The sequence below is a fragment of the Bradyrhizobium embrapense genome (assembly GCF_001189235.2).
GTDB lineage: Bacteria > Pseudomonadota > Alphaproteobacteria > Rhizobiales > Xanthobacteraceae > Bradyrhizobium > Bradyrhizobium embrapense.
The window spans coordinates 17748-40542 of sequence record NZ_LFIP02000008.1 but is presented as its reverse complement, the minus strand read 5'-3'; the positions used below and the strand labels follow the sequence as shown (position 1 = coordinate 40542).

At 62.3% G+C, this 22795-nt stretch carries 23 protein-coding genes; 9 read left to right on the top strand and 14 right to left on the bottom strand.

Annotated elements, in window-relative coordinates; translation table 11 throughout:
* Positions 1-73: 73 nt before the first annotated feature.
* Genes AKN83_RS28760 through AKN83_RS28750 form a run of 3 tightly spaced genes read right to left on the bottom strand, consistent with a single transcriptional unit; the run spans position 74 to position 2180 of the window.
* Positions 74-487, bottom strand: coding sequence for a hypothetical protein (locus tag AKN83_RS28760; protein WP_244522145.1), 414 nt, complete (start codon positions 485-487; stop codon positions 74-76).
* A 24-nt stretch (positions 488-511) separates the two neighbouring features.
* Positions 512-1744, bottom strand: a complete 1233-nt coding sequence (locus AKN83_RS28755; RefSeq protein WP_050404196.1) for an HlyD family secretion protein — start codon at positions 1742-1744, stop codon at positions 512-514.
* Positions 1737-2180, bottom strand: coding sequence for a hypothetical protein (locus AKN83_RS28750; protein WP_050404195.1), 444 nt, complete (start codon positions 2178-2180; stop codon positions 1737-1739). Before AKN83_RS28750 ends, AKN83_RS28755 begins: the two co-directional genes overlap by 8 nt.
* Before the next feature lie 155 nt (positions 2181-2335).
* Between AKN83_RS28750 and AKN83_RS28745 the strand changes: the two genes are divergently transcribed.
* Positions 2336-2788, top strand: a complete 453-nt coding sequence (locus tag AKN83_RS28745) for a hypothetical protein (RefSeq protein WP_050404194.1) — start codon at positions 2336-2338, stop codon at positions 2786-2788.
* 25 nt (positions 2789-2813) lie between these two features.
* Complete coding sequence (ppk2, locus tag AKN83_RS28740; RefSeq protein WP_050404193.1) at positions 2814-3614, top strand: polyphosphate kinase 2; 801 nt, start codon at positions 2814-2816, stop codon at positions 3612-3614.
* Between the two features lie 39 nt (positions 3615-3653).
* Here the strand turns inward: ppk2 and AKN83_RS28735 are convergent, their stop codons facing one another.
* The 3 genes from AKN83_RS28735 to AKN83_RS28725 form a co-directional block, all read right to left on the bottom strand.
* Entirely contained in the window at positions 3654-4088 is a 435-nt protein-coding gene (locus AKN83_RS28735) for a hypothetical protein (RefSeq protein ID WP_050404192.1), read from the bottom strand.
* Positions 4089-4172: 84 nt separating this feature from the next.
* Positions 4173-6923 (bottom strand): decarboxylase, encoded by a 2751-nt coding sequence (locus AKN83_RS28730; RefSeq protein ID WP_050404191.1) that lies wholly within the window; start codon positions 6921-6923, stop codon positions 4173-4175.
* A gap of 175 nt (positions 6924-7098) precedes the next feature.
* Positions 7099-8793 (bottom strand): SulP family inorganic anion transporter, encoded by a 1695-nt coding sequence (locus AKN83_RS28725; RefSeq protein ID WP_050404257.1) that lies wholly within the window; start codon positions 8791-8793, stop codon positions 7099-7101.
* A gap of 162 nt (positions 8794-8955) precedes the next feature.
* On the opposite strand from AKN83_RS28725, the gene AKN83_RS28720 reads away from it, so the two are divergent.
* Together AKN83_RS28720 and AKN83_RS28715 are read left to right on the top strand one after the other, a co-directional pair.
* Positions 8956-9843 carry an alpha/beta hydrolase family protein gene (locus tag AKN83_RS28720; RefSeq protein ID WP_050404190.1) on the top strand — a complete coding sequence of 296 codons (888 nt, stop codon included), beginning with the start codon at positions 8956-8958 and terminating at the stop codon, positions 9841-9843.
* Positions 9844-9909: 66 nt separating this feature from the next.
* Positions 9910-10458 carry an invasion associated locus B family protein gene (locus AKN83_RS28715; protein ID WP_244522144.1) on the top strand — a complete coding sequence of 183 codons (549 nt, stop codon included), beginning with the start codon at positions 9910-9912 and terminating at the stop codon, positions 10456-10458.
* Positions 10459-10474: 16 nt separating this feature from the next.
* Here AKN83_RS28715 and AKN83_RS28710 read toward each other — a convergent pair whose 3' ends face one another.
* The 3 genes from AKN83_RS28710 to AKN83_RS28700 form a co-directional block, all read right to left on the bottom strand.
* Positions 10475-10978 carry a response regulator gene (locus AKN83_RS28710; protein ID WP_347336842.1) on the bottom strand — a complete coding sequence of 168 codons (504 nt, stop codon included), beginning with the start codon at positions 10976-10978 and terminating at the stop codon, positions 10475-10477.
* A gap of 54 nt (positions 10979-11032) precedes the next feature.
* Positions 11033-11665, bottom strand: coding sequence for a response regulator transcription factor (locus AKN83_RS28705; protein WP_083992306.1), 633 nt, complete (start codon positions 11663-11665; stop codon positions 11033-11035).
* 67 nt (positions 11666-11732) lie between these two features.
* A complete protein-coding gene (locus AKN83_RS28700) occupies positions 11733-13577 on the bottom strand; it encodes a sensor histidine kinase (protein WP_050404188.1) in 1845 nt (614 codons plus the stop codon).
* Between the two features lie 243 nt (positions 13578-13820).
* Here AKN83_RS28700 and AKN83_RS28695 point away from each other — a divergent pair, with 243 nt between their 5' ends.
* A complete protein-coding gene (locus AKN83_RS28695) occupies positions 13821-14489 on the top strand; it encodes a helix-turn-helix domain-containing protein (protein WP_050404187.1) in 669 nt (222 codons plus the stop codon).
* 8 nt (positions 14490-14497) lie between these two features.
* Here the strand turns inward: AKN83_RS28695 and AKN83_RS28690 are convergent, their stop codons facing one another.
* Positions 14498-14932, bottom strand: coding sequence for a potassium channel family protein (locus AKN83_RS28690; RefSeq protein ID WP_050404186.1), 435 nt, complete (start codon positions 14930-14932; stop codon positions 14498-14500).
* The gene (locus AKN83_RS28685) at positions 14929-16008 is read right to left on the bottom strand and encodes an AI-2E family transporter (protein ID WP_050404185.1); all 1080 of its coding nucleotides are present in this window, start codon (positions 16006-16008) and stop codon (positions 14929-14931) included. Before AKN83_RS28685 ends, AKN83_RS28690 begins: the two co-directional genes overlap by 4 nt.
* 162 nt (positions 16009-16170) lie before the next feature.
* Here AKN83_RS28685 and AKN83_RS28680 point away from each other — a divergent pair, with 162 nt between their 5' ends.
* Positions 16171-16566 carry a hypothetical protein gene (locus AKN83_RS28680; RefSeq protein ID WP_050404184.1) on the top strand — a complete coding sequence of 132 codons (396 nt, stop codon included), beginning with the start codon at positions 16171-16173 and terminating at the stop codon, positions 16564-16566.
* A gap of 36 nt (positions 16567-16602) precedes the next feature.
* Here AKN83_RS28680 and AKN83_RS28675 read toward each other — a convergent pair whose 3' ends face one another.
* Both AKN83_RS28675 and AKN83_RS28670 read right to left on the bottom strand, forming a co-directional pair.
* Positions 16603-16920, bottom strand: coding sequence for a hypothetical protein (locus AKN83_RS28675; protein WP_050404183.1), 318 nt, complete (start codon positions 16918-16920; stop codon positions 16603-16605).
* 79 nt (positions 16921-16999) lie between these two features.
* Positions 17000-17188 carry a hypothetical protein gene (locus AKN83_RS28670; protein ID WP_050404182.1) on the bottom strand — a complete coding sequence of 63 codons (189 nt, stop codon included), beginning with the start codon at positions 17186-17188 and terminating at the stop codon, positions 17000-17002.
* A gap of 21 nt (positions 17189-17209) precedes the next feature.
* Here AKN83_RS28670 and AKN83_RS40050 point away from each other — a divergent pair, with 21 nt between their 5' ends.
* The gene (locus AKN83_RS40050) at positions 17210-17383 is read left to right on the top strand and encodes a hypothetical protein (protein ID WP_157113619.1); all 174 of its coding nucleotides are present in this window, start codon (positions 17210-17212) and stop codon (positions 17381-17383) included.
* A 1-nt stretch (position 17384) separates the two neighbouring features.
* On the opposite strand, the gene aspD is transcribed toward AKN83_RS40050, so the two are convergent.
* A complete protein-coding gene (gene aspD, locus AKN83_RS28665) occupies positions 17385-19016 on the bottom strand; it encodes an aspartate 4-decarboxylase (protein ID WP_050404181.1) in 1632 nt (543 codons plus the stop codon).
* Positions 19017-19351: 335 nt separating this feature from the next.
* Here aspD and aspT (AKN83_RS28660) point away from each other — a divergent pair, with 335 nt between their 5' ends.
* Positions 19352-21043, top strand: a complete 1692-nt coding sequence (aspT, locus tag AKN83_RS28660) for an aspartate-alanine antiporter (protein ID WP_050404180.1) — start codon at positions 19352-19354, stop codon at positions 21041-21043.
* Positions 21044-21058: 15 nt separating this feature from the next.
* The gene (gene aspT / locus AKN83_RS28655) at positions 21059-22753 is read left to right on the top strand and encodes an aspartate-alanine antiporter (RefSeq protein ID WP_050404179.1); all 1695 of its coding nucleotides are present in this window, start codon (positions 21059-21061) and stop codon (positions 22751-22753) included.
* The last annotated feature ends 42 nt before the right edge of the window (positions 22754-22795 follow it).

The following is a 22795-nucleotide window of genomic DNA, read 5'->3' as shown; positions in this document are numbered from 1 at the left end:
GATGTTGATCGGATTTTGCTTCACAACGCTCAATCATATCGGGCCGCGGAATTTGGTCAAAGGCTGCATGCCGCTAGAGCTTGCAGCGATAATAGGAGACCTGCATCCCCTCGATACCCGGAAACTCGCGCGTGATGGTGTCGTCGTCGACGACCTTGAGGAAGAACTGCACGTTGGACACCATGATCCCCGAAGCGCAACCCACGATGATATTGATGTCCTTGCCGTCATCTTTGCGCGATTTGATCTTGCAGTTCTCGAACTTGCCCCTCAGGCGATCGGCCTCTGCGATGAAGCCGCCGCCATAGACCCCGGAGAAATTCGTGAACGTGACCTGGTTTGCCCTGCCCTTGCGGGCGAACACCTTGCCGCATTGGTTCGCGCTCGTGGCCCAAGCGCCGGCGAGATCGAACGCGAGCGAATGATCCGGCAGTGCGAAGATCATGCCCGCCACCACGATTGCGCGAAGCTTGCCGTCCGGCTTCATCTGCAGTCTCCCTGTTCGCGCCCGTCAGTGACCACCGAGCACCAGCGTCTGGATCGGCAGCAGCAGAGCCTGGATCCGAAGCAGCAGTGCATGAACGAGTGCGGTCGCGTCGACGGCGTGGAGGGCAAAACCCTTCAACGCGCCGGTTTTCGGATCGGCAATCACGTCATGGTTGCTGGTGTAGGCATTGACGATGCAACTGCTGCCCGGTGTGACGCCGTCAAGGCCACCCTTGTAGAGCGGCTCAAGGAACACGAGGATCGAACCCGGCTTTTGCAGGTTCTGCGGGTCGACCAACAACTCGCTGGACCGAAACTGACCGGCGGCGATGAAATCCTGCACGCTGGTGACAACCAGCGGGATGATCACCCAGGGTTTCGACATGCAGGCGGCTTCAGCGACCATGCCGGGCTTCATCACCTGGGCCTCGATCTGCCCGAAGCCCGCCTGCAACCTGTTGCGGCCCGCTTCGTCCGGTATCATGATTCCGGCCGGCCGCATGATCTGGGCGACGAGGTCCCCGGGGCGAACCAGAAATTGCTCGACGCGGCCGTCGACGCCGGCACGGACGAAGGTCTTGTCGAGATCCACTTGCGCTTGCGCGCGCGCGGCCTCGGCGCTCGCCTTCTCGGCCGGCAACAACGTGGAGACGCGCAACGCCGCCGATTCCTTGACGGCATTGGCCGCGTCGACGCCGGATTGCCGCTGGTCAACCAGCACCTGCAGCTTTTCGATGTCCCGTTGCGGCACGATGCCCGGATTGCGGCGCTGCAATTCGCTCTTCACGTCCAGTTCATCCTTGGCTTGCTGCAAGGATGCTTTCGCCTCCCCGATCTGAGCATCCGCCTTGACGACGTCGGCCTGCGCCGAGACCAGCGACGCGTCGACTTCGGCGACCTTCCGCTTGGCTGTCTCGAGGGCAGCCTCTTGCTTCGAACTATCGAGCCGGAACAGGACATCGCCCTTCTTCACCGGCGCGGTGAAGTCGACATTGACCTCGACGACCCGGCCGGAACCTTCGGGCAGGATCGGCACGGTCCTGAAGTAGATCGCCGCGGAGGTTGTCGATGGATGGAAGTAGAAGATCATCGTGATCAGCGAGATCGTAAGCATCAGGCAGCCGGTGATCCCCCATCTCAGTTCGTACCAGACGGAAAAGAACGTGATCTCCTTGCCGAACCGCTTGCCTTGCCGATAGCGGCGGTAGAGGTAATCCGGCAGGATCGTCACCAGCGAGCAGATCATGAGCTCAAGCATGGTCGTGCACCTCCTGCTTCGAGCGCGTCCGGGCGTCGGGGCTGCTGTCAGATGCGGCTTCGGATTCCGGTTCGGCAGCGGGCGCGCCCGGCGTGGCATCAGCGATGCGCTCGACGGAGCCGGCAATGCTGCGGATCGGCGTGCCGAAATCCGGCAGGTCGATGAGTGCCAGCAGCAGGCCGGCGATCCAGAAGATATGCATGTGGGTGAAAAGCGATATCAGGCCGAGGACGGCGACGAATTCAAACTGAAGCTTCTGGCTTTTGTGCGCCATGCGCTCCGGCAGGCTGTGCAGTTTCCAGTAGAGCGTGCCGACCCACAGGACAGTCGCTACAAGGAAGATGCCCATCACCACCATCAGGGTATCCGACCCGTCGGCGCCGGGAATGAAGAACGGCAGATGATGCGGGGCTGCCGGATGGATTTGTTCGTTCAAGCCAAGTCTCCCGGTTGCAACATAAACGCAGGCAAATCTTGATCGACACTGCTGATCATCCTACCGCGCTTGCTTGATCTGGATCAAGGAAGCTGGTCGGCTCGCCCCTACCGTTCGCAGGCACGGTGGAAGATCGGGCCCAGGAGACCCCAGCCATGCGAGAGAAAATCGATGACCTGATCCCGAATGCGCACGAGATCCAGAGGCAGGCAGCGCTCAAGGAAACGGAAAAGGCAGAGGAGCATGCCAAGCGCGCGGCGGCTGTTGAGGCCGAGAAGCGCGCCCTGATCGAGCGGTTGAGCAAGCCGTCCGGCCTCAGCGAGGACGAGAAGGTCAAGCTGGCCTCGACCGTGATTCAGCGCGCGATGCGCAACGGACTGACTGAAGTGCAGGTCTATCGCTTCCCCAACACGCTGTGCACCGACAACGGGCGGGCCATCAATCAGATGGAGGCTGGCTGGGAGAAGACGCTGACGGGCATTCCCAAGGAAATATACCAGCTCTGGGCGGACTATCTGCAGCCGCGCGGCTACCGCATCCGCTACCAGGTCGTCGACTACCCCGGTGGCATGCCCGGCGACATCGGCATCGTCATTGCCTGGGGCTAAGAGCTCAAACGACGGACGGGTATCGATGGCGAAAGACAAGTCCGCAGAGAAGATGAAGCGCAAGGATTATGAGGAAGAGCTGCAAAAGCTGCAGGTCAAGCTCTGCCATCTGCAAGAATGGGTGCAGACTCACAAGCTCAGGGTCATCATCCTGTTCGAGGGACGCGATGCGGCCGGCAAGGGCGGAACCATCAAGGCCCTGACCGAGAAGGTCAGCCCGCGCGTGTTCCGCGTGGTGGCCCTCCCGGCACCATCTGACCGTGAAAAGACCCAGCTCTTTCTCCAGCGCTACATGCAGCAATTTCCGGCTGCCGGCGAGATCGTGATCTTCGATCGTAGCTGGTACAATCGCGCAGGCGTCGAATACGTGATGGGATTCTGCACGCCGGCGGAGCACAAGCGCTTCCTCTCGCTTTGCCCGCAGATGGAGCAGTACATCATCGAGGGCGGCATCATCCTGATCAAGCTGTGGCTCGAGGTCGGGATGGACGAGCAGGAACGCCGCTTCAGGGCCCGGATCGACGATCCGCTGCGGCAATGGAAGCTGAGCCCGATGGACACGGAATCCTACCGGCGCTGGTACGATTATTCCCGGGCACGCGATCTGATGTTCAAGGCGACGAGCTCGAAGCATGCGCCCTGGCACATCATCCGCTCCGACGACAAGCGGCGGGCGCGGCTGAACTGCATCTCGTTTCTGCTGAAGACAATTCCGCACGGACGGATCAAACGCGACAAAGTCAAGCTGCCCAGACGCTCCAACAAGGGTCGCTACAACGATCAAGCCGGTCTGCGCGGGATGAAGTTCGTCGAAGAGCGCTATTGAAAGATGAGGCCGCGCAGGGCGCGGCCTCGTCTTTCAGACCTATTTCAAGCGGATGGAAACGCCGCCCACCGCGGCCGATACCTCGGCACCCACCTTGGGCCCGCTAAGCTGCAAGATCACGCCATTGGCATTCTGCAACTGCACGCCGCCGGCACCCGCGGCGATCGCCCCGCCGGCGCCTGCCGCGCTGTAGGAGCCTTCGATCGACGCGGGGCCTCTGAGGTTGAAGGCGCGACCGACAAGCTTGGTGGTCGAGGCGCCGATCGTGAAGCCGACGCTCATGCCCGATACCGTGAACGGATAGTGCTTGCCGCGCAGGGTCAAGACGCCCTCGCCACCTCCGACACCGACGATGAAGCCACCCTTGGTGAAGATGACGGCGACCGAGCCGGTTTCGGCCAGCGACGGTGTGCTGAAGCCGGCCAATCCCAACAACAGTGCAGCAAGAGCTCCGATCAAACTCACTTTCCTCATAGTGTCCCTCCGGTTGCGTTACGACCTGTTGCGCAAGGATCATCGCCGCAAGAATGCGAAGGCGCCTTGCGGGATATCTTCCCTTTATGACGCAGCCTTCAGCTTCGGCGCGGCTGCCCGCGGCCTGCCCATCCTGGCCAGCGCCTCGGTGGTCACGAGCTTCAGACCCTCGGCCGCGTCATAGCCATGGATCTCCTTCACATCGAGCTTGCGCATGAAGTCGATGGTCTCCTGCGTGATGACCTGGCCAGGGACCATGATCGGGAAGCCCGGCGGATACGGGATCACGAAGCTCGCGGAGACGAGAGCCGGACCGTTCTTCAGGCGCCGGTCGATCTCGGGATCGTTCAAGCGAATGTATTCACATCCGGCAGCATCATAGGCTGAATAGAACCCGCTGCGGATGTCACCTTCGTTCGTCTTCGTGCCCGCATCGCCGCGATAGGCCTCGTGGAAATGCGAGAAGTTCGGCAGGTCGGGCACGTCCTTCATCAGACTGTTGACCCGCATGTCGAAATCGACCCTGGCGTTCGCTCCGCCTTTGGCCAGGCCGCGATCGATTTCGCCGGAGATTTCGGCCAGCACCCGGACCAGATGCGCGACGTCGCTCCGCGTGTTGTTGATGTTGGACTGGATCAGGACAGAGTTACGCGAGGTCTTGTTGACCTGGATGTTGTAGCGGCTGGCAAGCAGACCCTTGAACTGCGTTCCGTCGTAGCCGGCCGTGCCGCAGACCAGCGTCATGCGGGTCGGATCGAGGCAAAACTCGTCGTCGTTTAAACTCTTCAGCGCGCTCGCCCAGTTGGTGCCATCAGCGAGGTAATCGGTGAACCCGCTCTGGCGATATTGCTTCGGCACCATCGCGTCCGCGCCGAGGACACGGAAATACTTGGAGATCAGTGGATTGGTGTTGACCGCATTGCGTATGGCAAACGCGATTTCCATGGCATTGGCCACTAGTCCGTAACCTTCGAGCTCCATCTGGCGCCGCGAGACGTCGAGGCTTGCAATCAGCTGCTGGTTCGGACTGGTCGATGCGTGCGTGAATACGGCCTCCTTGAACTGCGCTTCGACCGTGTGAAACTCGATGTCCTTGACCGCCAGCATCGAACCCTGCCGAATCGCCGACATCGACTTGTGCGTCGAGTTGGTCTGGTAGACCCGCAACCGGATCTGACGCGGATCAGCAATAAGCCTGGTCTTGAGCAGCACCTCGTCCGACGGGTTCTTGCCGAGCTCGGCCTGTTGCTTCTCGTAGGCGGCAACCGATTTTGGATCGCGCATCCAGGCTTCGATCTCGTTCGCCGCGCCCATCGCGGTTCGCCGCCGCAGGAATGGCGAGAACCGCGCGAAGCCGAACCAGGCCTCATCCCAGAGGAAGATCAGGTCGGGCTTGATCGCGAGGCATTCCTCCATCACCCGCCGAGTGTTGTATATGTGACCGTCGAAGGTGCAATTGGTCAGGTCGATCATCTTGACCCGGTCGAGCCGGCCATCGGCCTTTGCGTTCAGCAGCGCCTGCTTGATCGTCTTCAGGGGCACCGCGCCGTACATCGAGTATTCCGTCATCGGGAATGCCTCGACGTAGAGCGGCTGCGCGCCGGCGAGCACCATGCCGTAGTGGTGCGACTTGTGGCAGTTGCGATCGACGATCGCGATGTCGCCGGGACCCAGCAGCGCCTGCACCGCCATCTTGTTCGAGGTCGAGGTGCCGTTGGTGACAAAGTAGACGCGATCTGCGCCGAGCGCGCGTGCGGCCTTCTCCTGCGCCTTCTTGATGTTGCCGGTCGGCTCCAGCATGCTGTCGAGGCCGCCGGTGGTGGCGCTGCTCTCGGCCAGGAACAGGTTCAGCCCGTAGAATTCACCCATGTCGCGGATCCAGTCGGACTTGAAGACCGACTTGCCCCGTGCGATCGGCAGCGCGTGGAAGGTCCCGATCGGCCGCTGCGCGTATTTCTTCAGATTGTCGAAGAACGGCGTGTCGAAGCGATCCTGTACGCCTTCGAGGATTGAAAGGTGCAGTTCGAGGATATCCTCGACCGAGTAGAACACCCGGCGCACCACGTCGGCCGCGGGATTGCCAGCGATAGTTTCCACGTCGCGGTTCGACATCAGGTAGATGTCGAGCTCCGGACGAACCCGCTTCAGGATGTGAGCCAGCCCCAATGCAGACGCGTCGGATTCATGGCTGAGCCCCATCGCGGTCATCATGGATCGAAGCACCGGCGCGTCGTGACGCGAACGCAGGGCGAAGCCCTCATTGATCACGACCGCTGCAAAATTGGGGTTCAGGATGGTGGCGCAGAACGCGTCCTCGAGGCTGCCGACGACCACAGGCTCATAGATGAAGGCGTCGAACGGACGCCGCAGCTTGCGCCATTCCGCCAGGAGTCCCGGCCAGTTGCTGGCAGGCACTCCCGTCACGATCAGGGTCTCGAAGTAGGGACGGCGCGCAGCCGAATGTCCGAGCGTTGGTGGGAGCAAATCCGGAACGTCGCCGTTGCCGTCGTCCTGCGTGCTCCAGTCACCGGCATGCTGGCGGAACGATTTTGTCTGAAGCGCCTGCGCGATCCGCGCCGCGAGCATATGCGAGGCGGCGGCGTCGCCCGCCGCCGCGGCTTCCTTCAGCGCCGTCATCAAGCGCAGGCCCGGGTAGCCGTGAAACTCCTCCGTGACCGCAATCGCCGACAGCGCCGCGTCATACGGCGCACGGTCGCCGCCGCCGCTCCACGCCTTTGCCGCCTCGACCAGATCGCGCCAATTGTCCGCGCGCCCGCCGGGTCCGGAGAAGAACTGGTCGATGCGCTGCTGTGCCGGCTTCGCGTCGTTGGCCATCGATATCTCCCGATTTTGGCGCTGGTTCGCTCCAATCGTAGGAACGGTGCCCACCGCCCGGCTTGATCCAAGTCAAGCCGCAACCAGATTGAGACAAACCCTATTGGCTGAGCGACCGGGATATCTTGCGATGCAACCGAGCTGGAGCCGGGAGCGGCCCGCCCCGCCACACGCGTCAGTGGCTTGCCGATGCCATTCTGCTGCTCAATACGCTGTCGAGCGTGCGCATCCAGTCTCCGCTGTCGGTCTTGTCGGCAAGACCATCCGCCTGAAGCAGATCGCGCAACTGCGCGTGTGCGCCGACAATGCAGAACGTGATTCCGCGCGATGTGAGTTCCTGGTGGAGATCGTGCAGCATGCGCGACCCCGCCAGGTCGATGAATGGCGAGGCCGACAGGTCACAGGCCACCAGCTTGACGTTGGGGGACGTCTGCAGTGCGGTCAGCACCGCTTCGAAGATCGTCTCGGCATTGACATAAAGCAACGAGGTCTCAGGGCGAAAGGCGACCACCCCGTTTAGCGGCTCCACGCCGTCATGGCGCGCCCGGTCGGAATAGCGGCCGCTACCCGGGAGACGGCCAAGAAACGCGACGTTGGGTTGGGACGCTCGCAGCAGCAGGAGGAAGATCGAGGCGGCGGCCGCCAGCAGCACGCCCTGCAGGATTCCGAGGAACAGCACGGATACGAGTGCGATGACCGCCGCATAGAAATCGATCCGGCTGATCCGCCACATTCGGGCGAGTGCTCGAATATCGACCAATTTGTAGACCGCCGAAAAGACGATCGCGGCAAGCACGGTCTTCGGCAGATTGGTTAGAAGACCGGTGAAGAACAGCAGGCAGAGTGCAAGGGTCACAGAGCAGAATACGAGAGCCAAGGGCGTCCGGGCGCCGGCAGCGTCATTGACCGCCGACTGCGACAGGCCGCCGGCGACGGGATAGCCATGCCCCAACGCTGCAGCGAGATTGGCCGCGCCGAGTCCCAAGAACTCCTGCCGGACATTCAGCGGGTAGCCGTGCTTTGCCGCGAAGCTTCGCGCAGCGGACACACCTTCCACATAGGCCAGCACCAGGCATCCGGCGGCAATCGGAAAGAGGTCGTCAAATTCGAGCAGGCCGAACGTCGGCAGCGCGAGCGCCGGCAATCCGGTCGGAATCTTTCCGGTCACCGGCAATCCTATTTCCGCAAGGCCAAGGATGGAGACGGTGAGGATCGAGAGCGCGACCACGGCGAGCCCGACGGGCTTTCCGGGCAGCCTGCGCTCGCCGAGCAGGAGCAGCATGGTCGCAGCCACACCAATTCCGAGCACCAGTGGCCTTGTATCGCCGAGCTGGCCGGCGATCTTGATCGCACGGTCGAAGAAATTGTGGCCGCCGCCCGCTACGCCGAACAGGCTCGGCAGCTGGCTCATGATGATGGTGAGCCCTGCTCCGGCCTTGAAGCCGACCAGGATGCTATCGCTGATCAACCGTACCAGCAGGCTGAGCTTGAACAGCCAGGCAATCACGCAGAGCACCGCGACGCTGAAGGCAACGAGGCTGACGATTTGTTCATAACGCGTGGCATCGCCGCCGGCGAGTATGCCAACGGCGCCGGCAATCATCAGCGAGATCGCCGAGGTCGGTCCCACCGCGAGCTGCCGGGACGAGCCGAACAAGGCGTAGCCCACGCCGCCAAGCAGATAGCCGTAGACGCCGATCTGCGGCGGCAGGCCGGCGAGCCCGGCGTATGCCAGCGACACCGGAATCGCGTAGGCCGCCAGCGTGACTCCGGCGATCGCATCCGCTCCGAGCCAGGATCCGCAATAGCCAGCGAGCCAATTCGCCGGCGGAAACCAGCGGATCCAGCTCGTCTCATCCTGGACCGACATCATGCCCGCCATATGAAACGCAATGGTCGGATGTCGTCGCGCCGCAAGGGCCGATGCTCGTTGACTCAGATCAAACCTCGTTGCCGGCGATGTGCTTCTAACCAGGCTCGGCTTGATTATCGTGACCCACACGTTTGCCGGACGACCGCTGGAGCGCATGGCATGCGTCAGCACCGCTTACGGATCCTCGCAACCGCAACCGTTGTGCTGCTTGGCCTGACCGCTCCGGCACATACCGATGACCAAGGCGCATCCCAACGCATCCAGGAGGAGATCTGGGCACTGCCGCTCCCACTGCCGATGTTCGCCTACCTGGTCCGCCCGGTGGGTGACGGCCCCTTCCCGCTGGTCATCATGAATCATGGCGTGTCGCTGAACGCTAGGGATCGGAGCTTCTTCCCGCTGGTCGAGTTTCGCGACGCCGCGATGTGGTTTGCACGGCGCGGTTATCTCGTGATTGCGCCAGTCGGTACCGGCTACGGCGCGGCGGCCATCGATATTCCGGAACGCGGTCTCTATGGTCCGTTCTTTTCCAAGGTCGGGAAATGCAGCAATCCCAATTTCCTCGATCCGGGCCTCGCGGTCGCGCAGGTCGATCTCTGGATCATCGACTACATGGCCGCCGAACAGCGCACCCTGCGGGATGGCGTCATCGTCGTCGGGCAATCGGCCGGTGGTTGGGCCGCAATCGCACTGTCGAGCCTCAATCCTCCGCAAGTCAAGGCCATCATCACCTTTGCAGCCGGCCGCGGCGGCCGGGTCGATGGCAAGCCCAACAACAATTGCAATCCCGATCGTTTGGTCAAAGCGACCGGCTTCTTCGGCCATACGTCACGGGTACCCATGCTGTGGCTCTACATCGAGAACGACACCTTCTTCGGTCCGGCCCTCTCGAAGCGAATGTATGAAGCGTTCACGAGCGCCGGTGGCCGAGCCGAGTACCACCTGTTGCCGCCATTCGGCGACGAAGGGCATTTCCTGATCGGTTCTCCCGATTCCATTCCCATCTGGTCGCCATTGGTCGAGCGATTTCTCGACAAGGTTCGCTAGGCGCAATTTGCTGGAGGAGTGCCCATGGTCCGATCTCGTACCCTGTACGGTGCCTTGGCGACGTCGGTGCTGTTCGTTGCCGGCACCAGCGCTGCGCACAGCCAGCAGTCGCCCCCGCCGCCCGCGGCAGTCAAGGACGGCGCCGAGGTCGTCTCGCGAGGCGCACGCGTGGCGCGGGACGTCAAATTTGGCGATTGGCGGAAGCTCTGCTTCACCGCAGGCGGCGCCAAGACATTATGCCGAACGACGATCACCGGCACTTTCGGGACCGGCCAGACCGCCGTTCGCGTCGATCTGATCGAGCGCGAAGACGGGTCTTCCCGTCTCCAGCTGTTCCTTCCGGTCGGGATGTACCTGCAAGCCGGGGTCAAACTGTCCGTTGACCAGCAGCAGGTCCATCGCATGCCTTATACCTGGTGCGTGAGCAACATGTGTATTGCGGCTGATATTGCCGATCCCAGGCTGATCGAGGAAATGGACGGCGGAAAGGCGCTCGCGATCGACGTGGTCGACACCAGCATTCTGACGGTGACGACATCTGTGCCACTCGGCGGCTTTGCGACCGTGCGCAAGGGCGCACCGGCGCTGACACTCGACCAGGCCATTGACGAATGATCGAGACCCGCGATCGCTAGACCACCCCAGCCAGCAATTGTTCGATCGGCTGCATCAGCGATTTTGCCGTGAACGGCTTGGTCAGATAGGCCACGCATCCCGATGCCATTGCGGCCATGCGCGTCGCCGGGTTGTCATTTCCGGTGATGTAGATGACGGGAACCTCGATGCCTCGATCCGTCAGGCGGTGTCGCAGTTCAATCCCTGAACCATCGCTGAGATTGACGTCCAGGATCAGGCACAATGCGCAATCCAACTCGCCATCCATCAACAAGGCATTTCCGCTCTCGAACAATCTGGATGCAAATCCGCATTCCCGTAGCAGCCGCCCAATTCCGCGGAGCATCGACGGATTATCGTCTACGACGAGGACAATTTTCGCGGTCGGCAAATCGGGCGCCTCTACCTTATCGCTGAATCTCGACGTGATGCCCAGCGTCCTCGCCTTGGCGACGGACGCATCGACGTCTCGCCGGCGCGCGACATCGTCGCGGCCAATTTTGGAAATACGCGCCGTCACAGAGCTTTCATATTGTACCATGGGACATGAACCGCCTTAGGCCGCCCGCACCGGTCAACCCTTGACCTCATCATCGAGCTCCCGCGCGCCGAGCCGCTCGGCGATCGAGACCAGTTCGGCAAGCGACTGCACCTGCATCTTCTCCATGACCTGGTGACGATGCGCCTTGATGGTGCGCTCCGTGGTACCGAGCTCATAGGCGATCTGCTTGTTGATCCGGCCGCGCACGATCTGATCGAACACCTGCCGCTCGCGTGGCGTCAACCTCGCCAGCAGCGCGCGAAGCGCGTCGAGCCTGGTTCGCCGGCTGCGGACCAGCTCGTGTCGGGCAACGGCGCGATTGATTGCCTCGATCAGCTGTCCCGACGCGATCGGCTTGGTCAGAAAATCCTCGGCTCCAGCCTTGATCGCCTGCACGGTGGTCGCGGTGTCGGCATGTCCGGTGAGGAAGACGATCGGAAGCGTCGACTCCAGCTCGTTAAGACGAGTCTGCAGCTCCGGGCCACTCATTCCGGGAATGCGAACGTCCAGCAGGATACAGCCGGCTTCTTCGTCGCCTGGCAATCGATCGAGCAGTTGCCGGGCCGATGCATATGTCGCAACCTGGTAGCCGGCGAGCTTGAGCCGGCGCTCGAGCGCTGTGCGAAACGAGGCGTCGTCGTCGACAATATGCACGTAAGCGTGCATTGCCCTCTCTCCTCCACGACCGCTTTAAATTAGCACTGCCTCCTGCCGAAGGAAGAGCCCAAACGGACTATGCCGCCAGCGGCAATGAAAGATGGAAAGCCGCTCCGCCGCCCGATTGGTTCTCGGCCCAGATTTGACCGCTATGCGCCAGCACGATCGTCCTGGCGATTGACAGGCCGATGCCCATTCCCTGCTCTTTGGTGGTGAAGAACGGATCGAAAATCTCGTTCAGCCGCTCCTGGGGAATTCCGGGACCGGAATCGCAGATCGAAATCACGGCCGACGCCGCGCCGTTGACTTCGGTACGCCCGATGATCGTGCGCCCGTATGGCATTTTGGCCATCGCGTCCATGCTGTTGACCGCGAGGTTGAGGATAACCTGCTGCAACTGAACCGGGTCACCCTTCACCCACAGGGTCTGCGGCGACGTCTGCAGGTAGATCGCGACATTGCGCGCCGAGGCCTGCAGCTTGAGGAAGTCGAAAGCCTCCCGCATGGTCTGGTTCAGGTCGATCTCCTTCTTCTCGAACGGCGCACGCTTCAGCAGGCTGCGCATCCGTCGGATCACCTCGCTCGCGCGCAGATCGTCGCGCTTGATGTCGGAAATGATCTCCCGCACCTCCTGAAGGTCCGGCGCGGGCGAACTGAGGATCAGCTCCGCGCTCTCCGCATTGGTCAAGATCGAGCCGAGCGGCTGATTGAGCTCATGGGCGATCGAGGACGACAGCTCTCCGGCGGTCGCCTGACGATTGATGTGGGCAAGCTGGGACTGCTGATTGCTGGCGTCGACCTCCGCCTTGCGCCGCATAAGCCGCTCGTGCAGCAGGAATCCAATCAGCAAGGTCTGGACCAGCAGCGCGGTGCCGAGCGCAATCGCGCGCCAACGATATCTTTCAAGAAAACTCGGTTCGCGGAAGCGAATTTCGCTGCCTTGCGGCAGATTGGCTTCGCTCACGTTCCAGCGCCGCATCTGACGCCAATTGAAGATCGGTTTCACGGCATCGATGACCGACGGCGGCAGGCTCTCCGGCGCTTCGCCATCCAGTATCCGCAGCGCCCGCTGTGCCGCGTCGGCGCCGATCAGGGACGGCACGATGACAAATCCGCCGATGCCGCCCGGCTCGAGCAACGTCTCCGCCGCGACTACGATCGGACGATGTGCCTTCGCTGCGACAGCGGCGAGGGCATCCGAGGGCGGATAGTAGTTACCCTTACCGTCGCTGTAGAGGCCGGTGTAAATGATCGCGCTGTGGTCGGGAAGCGCGGCGAGCTGTTCGATGACGTCAGGCATCGGACGTCCGACGATCTCGACAATGTCGAGGCCCGGGATGCCGGCCGCAACCTGGTCCTTCCAGTTGTGAAACAGGACCTGCTGTTCCCAATCCGCGCCAACCACCACGACGGTATTGAGCTTGGGCACGACGGCTCGCGCGGCCGTGACGGCATCCTTGAACTTCAGGCTGAGTATGCTGCCGGTGACATCGGGAGGCGGTCGCATTCGCCTGAAGTCGGCTTCCTCGACCAGTGCGAAGACGATCGGCGTATTGGGCCAGAGCTGGGGGCGCCAGCGGATCGCAAGCTCAAGCGCCGCTGCGCCAACGGCAACCACGACGCCGATCGGCCGGTCCCGATATTTCTCCTCGAGAAATCTGCGGAAACCGTCCTGATAGGTCTCACCGCCGAAGCGATTGAGATCGAGACTTTCGGTATAGACGGTGGTCGGAGCGTGACCGTGCGCGCTCACGGCATCGCGCAGTCCGGCGAAAACCTGATAGTAGAAGGCGTCCCGCCGATCGGACTGGTCCAGCACCAGCATGGAATGCCGACGTGTCTCTTGCGCCGCGAGACCAGCCGGCGCCAGCAACGTAGCCAGCAGGATGATCAGTCCAGAGAGCCGAATTGCCTTGCCCATAGCGTTCGGAGCCCGAAGACCAGTGGTTCAGAAAGCTAGCACCAGGCTATCGTCGTGAAAATTGAAAAGTAGTCCAGGACTTGCGTAGCAATTACGAACAAATTGCCGCATTCCGCCCCTGTCCTTTGGGACAATGGCCTCAAGATCAATAGAGCCCGGTCGGGACGTGTCGTAGTCATTGCGCGCGGACAAGCATTTCGAGGCGCGACCCGCGCCGCAAGTCATCGTACAGAGAGTTGGTCCATGTTCGCTCGCGTCAATGTCAGACCGGCCGATGTACCGAGCGTCCTCGGTGGGCTGACCGCCCCGCACGCCACCTTCATCACCAGCGAATTCCATTACAGAAGGGGCGCCGAGATCTACGGCGAGAGCGAGCCCGCGGAGTATGTCTACCAGGTGCTTTCAGGAGCTGCCCGTAGCTACAAGCTGCTCTCCGACGGACGGCGCCAGATCGGCGCTTTTCATCTCGTCGGAGACATTTTCGGCCTTGAGAATACCGAATTCCATCGCTTCACAGCCGAAGCGATCGTCGACACCGATGTGCGCCTGATCAGGCGGAGCAGTCTCGAACGGGTGGCGCATTCCGATTCCGCGCTGGCTCGCAACCTGCTAATCATGACCACCAGCAACCTGCAGCATGCCGAAGACCACATGCTGTTGCTCGGCCGCAAGACAGCGTTGGAGCGGGTGGCCGCGTTCCTGCTCGAAATGGATCGCCGGCTGACCGGTGTCGGCGTCGTCGCCCTGCCGATGTGCCGGCGTGATATCGCCGACTATCTCGGACTCACTCTGGAGACCGTCTCGCGGGCGCTATCCAAGCTGCACGCCTACGGAGCGCTCAATTTCCTCGGCTCGAACCAGCGTGAAATCATGCTGGTTGACCGCGACCAGCTCTCCAGGCTGGACGACTGAGCGGGACGCTACGAGGACCGCATCCCGTGACGCTCGATGGTCTTTTGCAGCACCTCGAACAGCACCGCCGTCGACCAGCCGAACATCAGAATGCCGTTCATGGCAGCCATCGGTCCGAGCAACAGCCATGCCTTCACCGGGATCACGTCGCCGTAGCCAAGCGTGGTGTAGTTCACAAAGGCGAAATAGATCAGATCGCTACCCTCGGGTGCTGCACTCGTTGCATAATAGGCCAGTGACCACACCATGATCTCCAGCGTGTGAGCCACCATCAGGCTCAGCGCGGTCGCAACCATCATACCGCTGAGCAGCAATCCAAACCGGCCCGGGGAGCTGAGGGCGACGTTCCGCACCAGCCGGATTACCATGACGGTGAACAACGAGTGCAACACGATATTGATCGCGCTGACCGTCGATCCCACGATGAGTTGCAGCAGTGTCATCGCGCGCCTGCCGGGCGGGCACGGTCGTCGCGGATCCACGCCGTGATCAACTCCCAGGCGACCGCGAGAATGATCGGGCCGATGAACAGCCCCACGATGCCATGGGCGAGCGTCCCGCCGATCACCCCGACAAAGATGACGAGCGCCGGCGTGGTCAGGCCTCGCCCCATCACCAGCGGCTTCAGCACATTGTCGAGGACGCCGACCACCAGGAAGAACAGCGTCAGCGCGAGCGCCGTCGTGAAGTCTTTGGTCGACCAGAGCCAGATGATGACGGGGAACAGCACGATCGCCGCTCCGATCTGCACGATCGCCAGCAGCATCACGACGAACGCCAGCAGGCCGGCGTTCGGAATGCCCGCCAGCTTGAACCCGACGCCGGCCAGCAATGATTGCAGGACGGCGACGCCGATCACGCCTTGGGAGACGGCCCGGATGGTCGCGCCGGCAAGATCGAGGAAGTGCTCGCTCTGCTCCGGCACGATACGGGACAAGAAGCCGCGGCACGCGGCGGCAAGCTGCCGTCCGTTCGGAAACAGAAACCCGGCCACGACCACCGCCAACAGGAACTTCAGCGCCCCGACCCCGGCATTGCTCGCAAACGCAAACAGGATCCCGGCCAGGGGCTTGAGATGCGGCACGGCTTCCCGCAGCACGGCGCGCAGATTGGTCGAGGCCCGATCCCAGAAGTCATAGAGCGGGCCGCCGATCAACGGCCAATCCTTGATCTCCGGCATTGGCGATGGCACGACGACGTTGCCGGCGCTCAGTTGTTCGGCGAGCTCCCTCACCCCCTCCACTGCCCCGATTCCGAGCCAGGCGGCCGGTCCGATGACGATTGCCAAGGCGGTCAAGGTCAGCACGAGGGCCGCGATGCCTGTATGGCCTCCAAGCATGCCGGTGAGCCAGTTGAACACCGGATACAGCGCAACCGCGAGCACCACGCTCCAGGCCAGGATCGGCACGAACGGGCGGACCAGGACGAACGACCAGTAGATCAGCAGCGCCAACAATCCGAGACGAATTGCGAGCTGGATGAATTCATCTCCGGCCACGAGCTGGCGAATGGTTTTCAAGAGCGTGCTTTCGATTGCGCGTCAGCAGGCAGATGGGAAGCGGTGCCATCGACTCGACAGACGCTGCTTGATCCAGATCAAGCGTCGAATGGCGCGGGCTGACAGGTTTGCCTCCGGCGCTTCGATGACAGTCGCGCGCGTCACCCAGATCTGGAGGATGTCATGAAGAACACCAAAACCTTGCTGGCTCTGACCCTGCTTGCGAGCACGGTCGGGATTGGCGTGAGCCAGGCGGCGCCACTACCGACCAACATCGCTGCCATGAAGGGCGCGGTCGACAACGACGCCGTTCAGGTCCGTTGGGGTGGTGGCTGGCGCGGTGGCTGGGGCTATCGCGGTTGGAGAGGAGGCTATGGCGGCTGGGGCTATCGCGGCTGGGGCGCGGCCGCTGCCGGTGCGATCGTTGGCGGGGCTATCGCGAGTTCGGCCTACAGCGGATATCCCTATTACGGCGGATACGGCTATGGCTCCGGATACGGCTATTGCCCGCCTGGCGCAGGTTACGGCTACGGCTATTCGCCGGCCTACTACGCCCAGCCGCGTTACTACGGTTGGTGAATCGACCGTCGGGCGCCTGGCTCGCTCAGGGTGAAATCATCGCAGGCCGAACAACGAACGACGGTAGCCGCTCTCTCGGGCTTCGGTCCCGCACACGAAACCGCCGTCGAAGCCTCTGGCGTAGCGGCTCTGCCCCTTGAAGTAGTAGCGTCCCCGGCGAAAATCGAGCCAGACCACGGTATCGCCAGGACAATGCCGCCGAGCCTGGGTCTCGGAACCGAAAGGCGTCAGCGGCAACGCGACGGTCTGCTGCGCACAGCAGAACAGCGCAATCGCGGCCGCGGCGCCGATCCCTGCCCTTGCCGCCGGACGGGTCCGGCGTCCGGTCGAATGTGCCGCTATTTTGAAACGCATTGATCGCCACCGGCTGGGCCTTGAGCTGCAGGCGGCCAACTCATCGCCGACATGAGTTCGTTCGCTCCGGACGGAAGGCTCAGAGCGACAGCAAGCCGAAGGCAAACGCGACAGTCGACAGCATCCCGGCCAGCACGACCGTTATCCTGAAAACAAAATCGCCGTCGATCGCTTCAAGCCGGCGATGCAGCCAATTGCGTACGTCGCCCGCCTCCCGGGCGTGAAACGTTCGCCGAAATATGTCGCTGCCGTTCTCCATGATGATCATGGTAGATCACGGATACCACGAATGACCAGTGCAGCTTGTGCCAAACAATCCGTCTGGCGTGCGACAAGCCGGCTCACCCAATCGGACTATATCGCCGGGTTGACGGCCCGACGCCTCAATGGCGAACGCCTGGGCAGCATCATCCGCGACAGCTTTCGCGCCGGGGCGCCAACCACGGTTCAATCAGCTGGATAACTCAACGCCGCGCGCCGCCCTGGGTCCCGGTCGCCGCCTCATAGGCATCGCGATAGCCTCTGGCGATGGTCCGGACGCCTCGACCGATATCGTCGTAGACATCGTCAGGGAGGTTCGCAAGCGATACACGAAGTGACCACTCGGGTGCATCGAAGCCGCCTCCGTTCAGCAGCACGATTCCGTGAGCTTCGGCCAGCCTGAACGCTAGGTCCAGCGGGTGAACATTCTTCTTCAAGTATTCAACGGCATCATCGCCGATGTTCTTTCGGGCCCAGAACTCGAAATCGATCAGGGCGTAATAGGCATCGTAGTTCGGATTCGGGACTAGCTTGTCGGCAAGACCGAGCCCGTCGAGCAGTGACCACAGGCGCTTGTTGACGATTTCCATGCAGGCAGCCTGATAGGCCTTGTTCACGTCCATCATTTCCGAGAGCGAAAACAGGCTCATCATCACCTGTTGCGGCAACGACAATCCGGCGGTGTGATTGAGCGCCACGTCGCGGCTGTCGGCGACGATGCGATCGATCAGCTTGAGCTTGCGCGGCTCAAGCGTCAGCGGCCCATAGCGCTTGTCGAGCGCTTTCACGGCCTCGTCCGGAAGATTGGCGATCTTCTTGTCGAAGATGTTGTCCTCGTGGATGGCGATGGCCCCGAGCCGCCATCCGGTGCAGCCGAAGTATTTCGAATAGGAGTAGACGCCGATGGTGTTGTGCGGCAGCTCGCCGAGCAGCGAGCGGAAGTCGTGCACGAAAGTTCCGTAGACATCGTCGGTGAGGATCATCAGGTCGGGGCGCTTGGTCCTGACCAGATTGGCCAATTTGGCGACCGTCTCCTTGCTCAACGCCATCCCCGGAGGGTTGGACGGATTGACGACGAAGAAGGCCTTGACCTTCGGATCCTCCAGCTTCCTGATTTCCTCGTCGGTGAACTGGAATTTGTTTTCCTGAGGAGCCCTGATCTGAACGACCTTCAGATCGTAATCTTCCAGATGCGTCATCTCGATGTAGGGTGTGAAAATCGGCGTAGCCAGCGCAATTGTATCACCAGGCACCAGCAAACGATTGGCCTTCAGCGACTTGAACAGGTAGCACATCGCCGCCGTACCGCCCTCGACGGCATAGATGTCGAACTTTCCGGCCGGCCGGGGCTCGCCGCAGACTGCCCACATCAAATATTCGTGCACGATCTTTTCGTTGTGCACCAGCATGCGGTCGGGCACCGGGTAATTGTCGCCGATGATCGAATCGACCAGTTCGTGGACGAAGGCGTCGGGATCGAAACCGAATTTCTTCACCGCAAAGGGCAGCATCTCTGTCAGGAAGCTCGCGCCCGGCATGTCCTTGTGCTGTGCGAGCCAGGCCTCGAACCGCCCGGCAATGCCCTTTGCCTGCGGCATGCCGCCGATCCCCGCCGGATGCTCCATCACCCGCTTGCTCTCGGTGACGGCGAATTGGCCGAGCAGGAAGAAGCCCTCGCGCGGCGTCGTGGCGATCCAGTTGGGGTTGCCCCGGCCGGCGTTCAGGAAGGGCATCTGACTCCGCTTCGAATTGCTCTTCGCGAGGTTGATCAGCTCATCCTTGATCTCGAACGGGCTCAGCGCCTCGAATTTCTTTAAGGTCAGAAGATCGGCCATTTTTGACACTCCCGGGGCGATGCAAGCTGGTGGAATGGAAACGACAGGCTCTGTTGCCTGCGCAATCGCGCGCAGCATGATCGGCAGCCGCTGACGAGGCTTGATCTATGTCAACGGTCTCGTGCAGGCCTTGCGATCACGGAGGCGCACGGATGCGTTGTCGGCAAGACAATGGAATCACGCGGCTCTGGCAGTTGCGGTTGACATAGATCAACATCGTCCTCCCCAGCCGCCGTCTGATGTCGGTCGATACGGTTGCTCGCCCTCTTCGGCTACCCCGCGAGATCGAAGCGATCGCATGCCGAAGCCCCGGGACAGCATGAACGGGTGACATCATGATCAATTGGTTCTTCCAGACGCTCCGCACCTATCCCGAAATCGCGATCTTCCTTTCGCTGGCCCTCGGCTACTATTTCGGATCCTTCACCTACAAGGGCCTCGGCCTGGGCGCAGTCACCGCGACGCTGGTCGCCGCGGTCATCATCGGCCAGATCGGAATCACGATTTCCGGTCCACTGAAGCCGTTCTTCTTCCTGATGTTCCTGTTTGCGATCGGATACGGCGTCGGACCACAATTCGTGCGTGGCATCGCGCAGGACGGCATTCCGCAGGCTGTCTTCGCGGCCGTGGTTTGTGTCTTCTGTCTGCTCTCGGCGTATCTCGGCGCGAAGCTCGCCGGCTACGACGTCGGGTCGGCCGTCGGGCTCTATGCCGGCTCGCAGACGATCTCAGCATCGATGGGGCTCGCGACCGACGCCATCAATCGCCTTGGCCTGCCCGCGGACGAAGCCAAGAAGCTGCTCGATGCCATGCCGGTCGCCTACGCCGTAACCTACATCTTCGGCACGGTCGGGTCGGCGATCGTGCTGGCGCTGCTCGGACCGGCGCTGCTCGGCATCGATCTCGAGACCGCATGCAAGAAATACGAAGAGCAGCACGGCGGCAAAAAGGAGCTGGGCGGCCCTGGAACGGCCTGGCACCAGTTTGATTTGCGCGCCTACCGCGTTCGCGAACGCGGACCTGTGGTCGGCAAGACGGTCGCACAGGCTGAAGCACTGATTCCTGATCATCGCGTCTTCGTCCTCCGGCTGCGGCAAGGAGGGAAGATCGAGGAGGCGACCTCCGACACCGTGATTCACGCCGGCGACGTCGTTGCCGTAGCAGGCCGCCGCGATGTGCTCGTGCAGCTGATCGGCGAGCAGGCCGAGGAAGTCGACGATCGCGAGCTGCTGGCGGTGCCGATCGAGGGCGTCGATATCTACGTGACCAGCAAGGACGTCGATGGCAAGACGCTGGAGCAACTGGCGAAAGAACCGGGCGCCCGCGGCGTTTTCCTGCGCAGGATCGCCCGCGGCGCGATCGCGACCGAGATTCCGATCCTGCCGAACACGAAGATCAACCGCGGTGACATCGTCACCCTGGTCGGCCGCACGTCCGATGTCGCGGCCACCACAAAGATGCTGGGCCGCCCGGATCGTGCGACCGACATTGCCGACGTCGCCTTCATCGGCGCGGCAATTGCGATCGGCGCCCTTGTCGGTGCCTTCGTCTACAAGATCGGAAGCGTGCCGCTCACCCTCTCCACCTCCGGCGGCGCGCTGATCTCGGGCCTGTTCTTCGGCTGGCTCCGGTCCGTGCACCCGACGTTCGGTCGCATCCCGTCACCCACCGTGTGGTTCATGAACTCGGTCGGCCTGAACGTCTTCATTGCCGTGGTCGGCATCTCCTCGGGGCCGGGATTTGTCGCCGGACTGCAAAAGCTCGGCTTCAGCCTCTTCCTGTGGGGCGTCGTGGTGACCACCGTGCCGCTGATTCTGGCGATGTTCGTCGGCAAATACCTGTTCCGCTTCCACGACGCGATCCTGCTCGGATGCTGCTCCGGCGCGCGCACGACGACTGCTTCGCTCGGCATGATCAACGATCGCGCCAAGAGCCAGATTCCCGGCCTCGGCTATACCGTCACTTACGCGGTCGGAAACACGCTGCTGACCATCTGGGGCATGGTGCTGGTGATGATGATGACATAGCCGCAGCGCGCGACGATGTTGATCTGGCTGCAGCAGTTCCTCGTCCGTTATCCAGAGCTCGCGCTGTTCCTGGTGATCGCCGCGGGCTACTGGATCGGAAGCTTCAGGATCGGCGCTTTCAGCCTTGGCCCGGTCACGGGGGCGCTGTTCGCGGGCCTTGCGGTCGGCGATTTCGCGCATGTGCCGGTCTCCGGCATGACCAAATCGTTCTTGTTCCTGCTGTTCCTGTTCGGGGTGGGCTATTCGGTCGGCCCGCAATTCGTGTTGGCGATGAAGCGCGATGGGCTGAAGCCGATGCTGATGGCTGTCGTCGTGAGCCTCACCGGTCTTGCCGCCGCGATCGTCGTGGCACACGTGCTGCGACTTGACCCCGGCTTTGCCGCCGGACTCCTGTCCGGCGCACTCAGCCAGAGCGCTGCAATGGGTACGGCGACCGACGCCGTCAATTCGCTGCCCGTGTCCGACGCTCAGCGCGCGCTGTTTGTCTCGCACATCGCAGTGGCCGATGCGGTCTGCTACATCTTCGGCTATGCCGGCGTGATCACGTTCTGCACGATCGTCGTTCCGGCGCTGCTGAAGATCGATCTGAAGACCGAGGCGCTCAAATTAGAACGAACCCTGGGCATCACGCGCGCCCGGCCTGACCTGGCGTCCGCCTGGCGCAAGTTCGAGCTGCGCGCCTACCGCCTTGATGACCACGCGGCGATCGCCGGACTGACGGTTGCCGCCGCCGAAGCGCGCGTCCCCGGGCAACGCGTCTTTATTCACCGCATCCGACGCGCCGAGCACATCCTCGAGGCGGACCCCGGAACAATGCTCGCGGCAGGCGATGTTGTCGCGGTGTCCGCGCCGCGCCAGATGATCGTGGAACTGATCGAACCGCGCGGCGCGGAGGTGGAGGACCGGGAACTGCTCGATATCCCTCTGGTCCCGGCTGATGTGTTCCTGATCAATCCCAAGCTTGCGGGGATGAGTCTCGGGCAGGCCTCGGAACAGAACTGGGCGCGCGGCCTCTATTTGCGCTCATTGAGCCGAGGTGGTGAATCGCTCCCGATCGCGGCCGGCGTGGTCCTGCAGCGCGGCGATCTGCTTCGCCTCGTAGGTCCTGAGCCGGTGGTGCAGAATGCGGCCAAGAGCATCGGGGTCATCATCGCGCCGAGCACCAGCATCGATTTCGTCGTGCTGGGGCTCGCGATTTTCCTCGGCGGGCTCGTTGGCGTTCTCGTGAGTTTTACGGTTAGCGGTATCACGATCTCACTGAGCACCAGCGTCGGCACTCTGCTCGCCGGACTTCTGGTCGGCTATCTCCGCACTCGTCTGCCGTATTTCGGCCGGATCCCGGATGGCGCCATCAGCCTGATGACGTCGCTCGGACTGGCGGCTTTTGTCGGCCTGACCGGGATTCATGCGGGGCCGATTTTCCTTTCCGCCATCCGCGAGGCGGGCATCGGCTTGCTTCTGGGCGGCATGATCGTGACCCTGTTGCCGCAGATCGTCGGCTTCTGCTTCGGTCATTTCGTGCTGCACATGAATTCGATCCTCCTGCTCGGCGCATTGACCGGAGCGCAGACGGTCACGGCTGCGATGGCCGCGATCCAGGAGCGCTCCGGCAGCTCGGTGGTAGTGCTGGGCTATACGCCCGCTTATCCGATCTCAAACATTCTGCTAACCACCTGGGGATCGGTCATGGTGGTGGTTTTCGCTGGATGAGCCGACGCGCACGTAGTGGCATAGCCAAACATGGTTACACTG

Bases quoted from the DNA above. Each gene is read 5' to 3' on its own strand.
- AKN83_RS28745 (WP_050404194.1), top strand. From the start codon at position 2,336: ATGCGAGAGAAAATCGATGACCTGATCCCGAATGCGCACGAGATCCAG.
- AKN83_RS28675 (WP_050404183.1), bottom strand. From the start codon at position 16,920: ATGCGTTTCAAAATAGCGGCACATTCGACCGGACGCCGGACCCGTCCG.
- AKN83_RS28730 (WP_050404191.1), bottom strand. From the start codon at position 6,923: ATGGCCAACGACGCGAAGCCGGCACAGCAGCGCATCGACCAGTTCTTC.
- AKN83_RS28725 (WP_050404257.1), bottom strand. From the start codon at position 8,793: ATGTCGGTCCAGGATGAGACGAGCTGGATCCGCTGGTTTCCGCCGGCG.
- aspD (WP_050404181.1), bottom strand. From the start codon at position 19,016: ATGGCCGATCTTCTGACCTTAAAGAAATTCGAGGCGCTGAGCCCGTTC.
- AKN83_RS28690 (WP_050404186.1), bottom strand. From the start codon at position 14,932: ATGACACTGCTGCAACTCATCGTGGGATCGACGGTCAGCGCGATCAAT.
- AKN83_RS28670 (WP_050404182.1), bottom strand. From the start codon at position 17,188: ATGATCATCATGGAGAACGGCAGCGACATATTTCGGCGAACGTTTCAC.
- AKN83_RS28705 (WP_083992306.1), bottom strand. From the start codon at position 11,665: ATGCACGCTTACGTGCATATTGTCGACGACGACGCCTCGTTTCGCACA.
- ppk2 (WP_050404193.1), top strand. From the start codon at position 2,814: ATGGCGAAAGACAAGTCCGCAGAGAAGATGAAGCGCAAGGATTATGAG.
- AKN83_RS40050 (WP_157113619.1), top strand. From the start codon at position 17,210: ATGACCAGTGCAGCTTGTGCCAAACAATCCGTCTGGCGTGCGACAAGC.
- aspT (WP_050404179.1), top strand. From the start codon at position 21,059: ATGTTGATCTGGCTGCAGCAGTTCCTCGTCCGTTATCCAGAGCTCGCG.
- AKN83_RS28680 (WP_050404184.1), top strand. From the start codon at position 16,171: ATGAAGAACACCAAAACCTTGCTGGCTCTGACCCTGCTTGCGAGCACG.
- AKN83_RS28700 (WP_050404188.1), bottom strand. From the start codon at position 13,577: ATGGGCAAGGCAATTCGGCTCTCTGGACTGATCATCCTGCTGGCTACG.
- AKN83_RS28695 (WP_050404187.1), top strand. From the start codon at position 13,821: ATGTTCGCTCGCGTCAATGTCAGACCGGCCGATGTACCGAGCGTCCTC.
- AKN83_RS28720 (WP_050404190.1), top strand. From the start codon at position 8,956: ATGCGTCAGCACCGCTTACGGATCCTCGCAACCGCAACCGTTGTGCTG.
- AKN83_RS28760 (WP_244522145.1), bottom strand. From the start codon at position 487: ATGAAGCCGGACGGCAAGCTTCGCGCAATCGTGGTGGCGGGCATGATC.
- AKN83_RS28755 (WP_050404196.1), bottom strand. From the start codon at position 1,744: ATGCTTGAGCTCATGATCTGCTCGCTGGTGACGATCCTGCCGGATTAC.
- AKN83_RS28735 (WP_050404192.1), bottom strand. From the start codon at position 4,088: ATGAGGAAAGTGAGTTTGATCGGAGCTCTTGCTGCACTGTTGTTGGGA.
- aspT (WP_050404180.1), top strand. From the start codon at position 19,352: ATGATCAATTGGTTCTTCCAGACGCTCCGCACCTATCCCGAAATCGCG.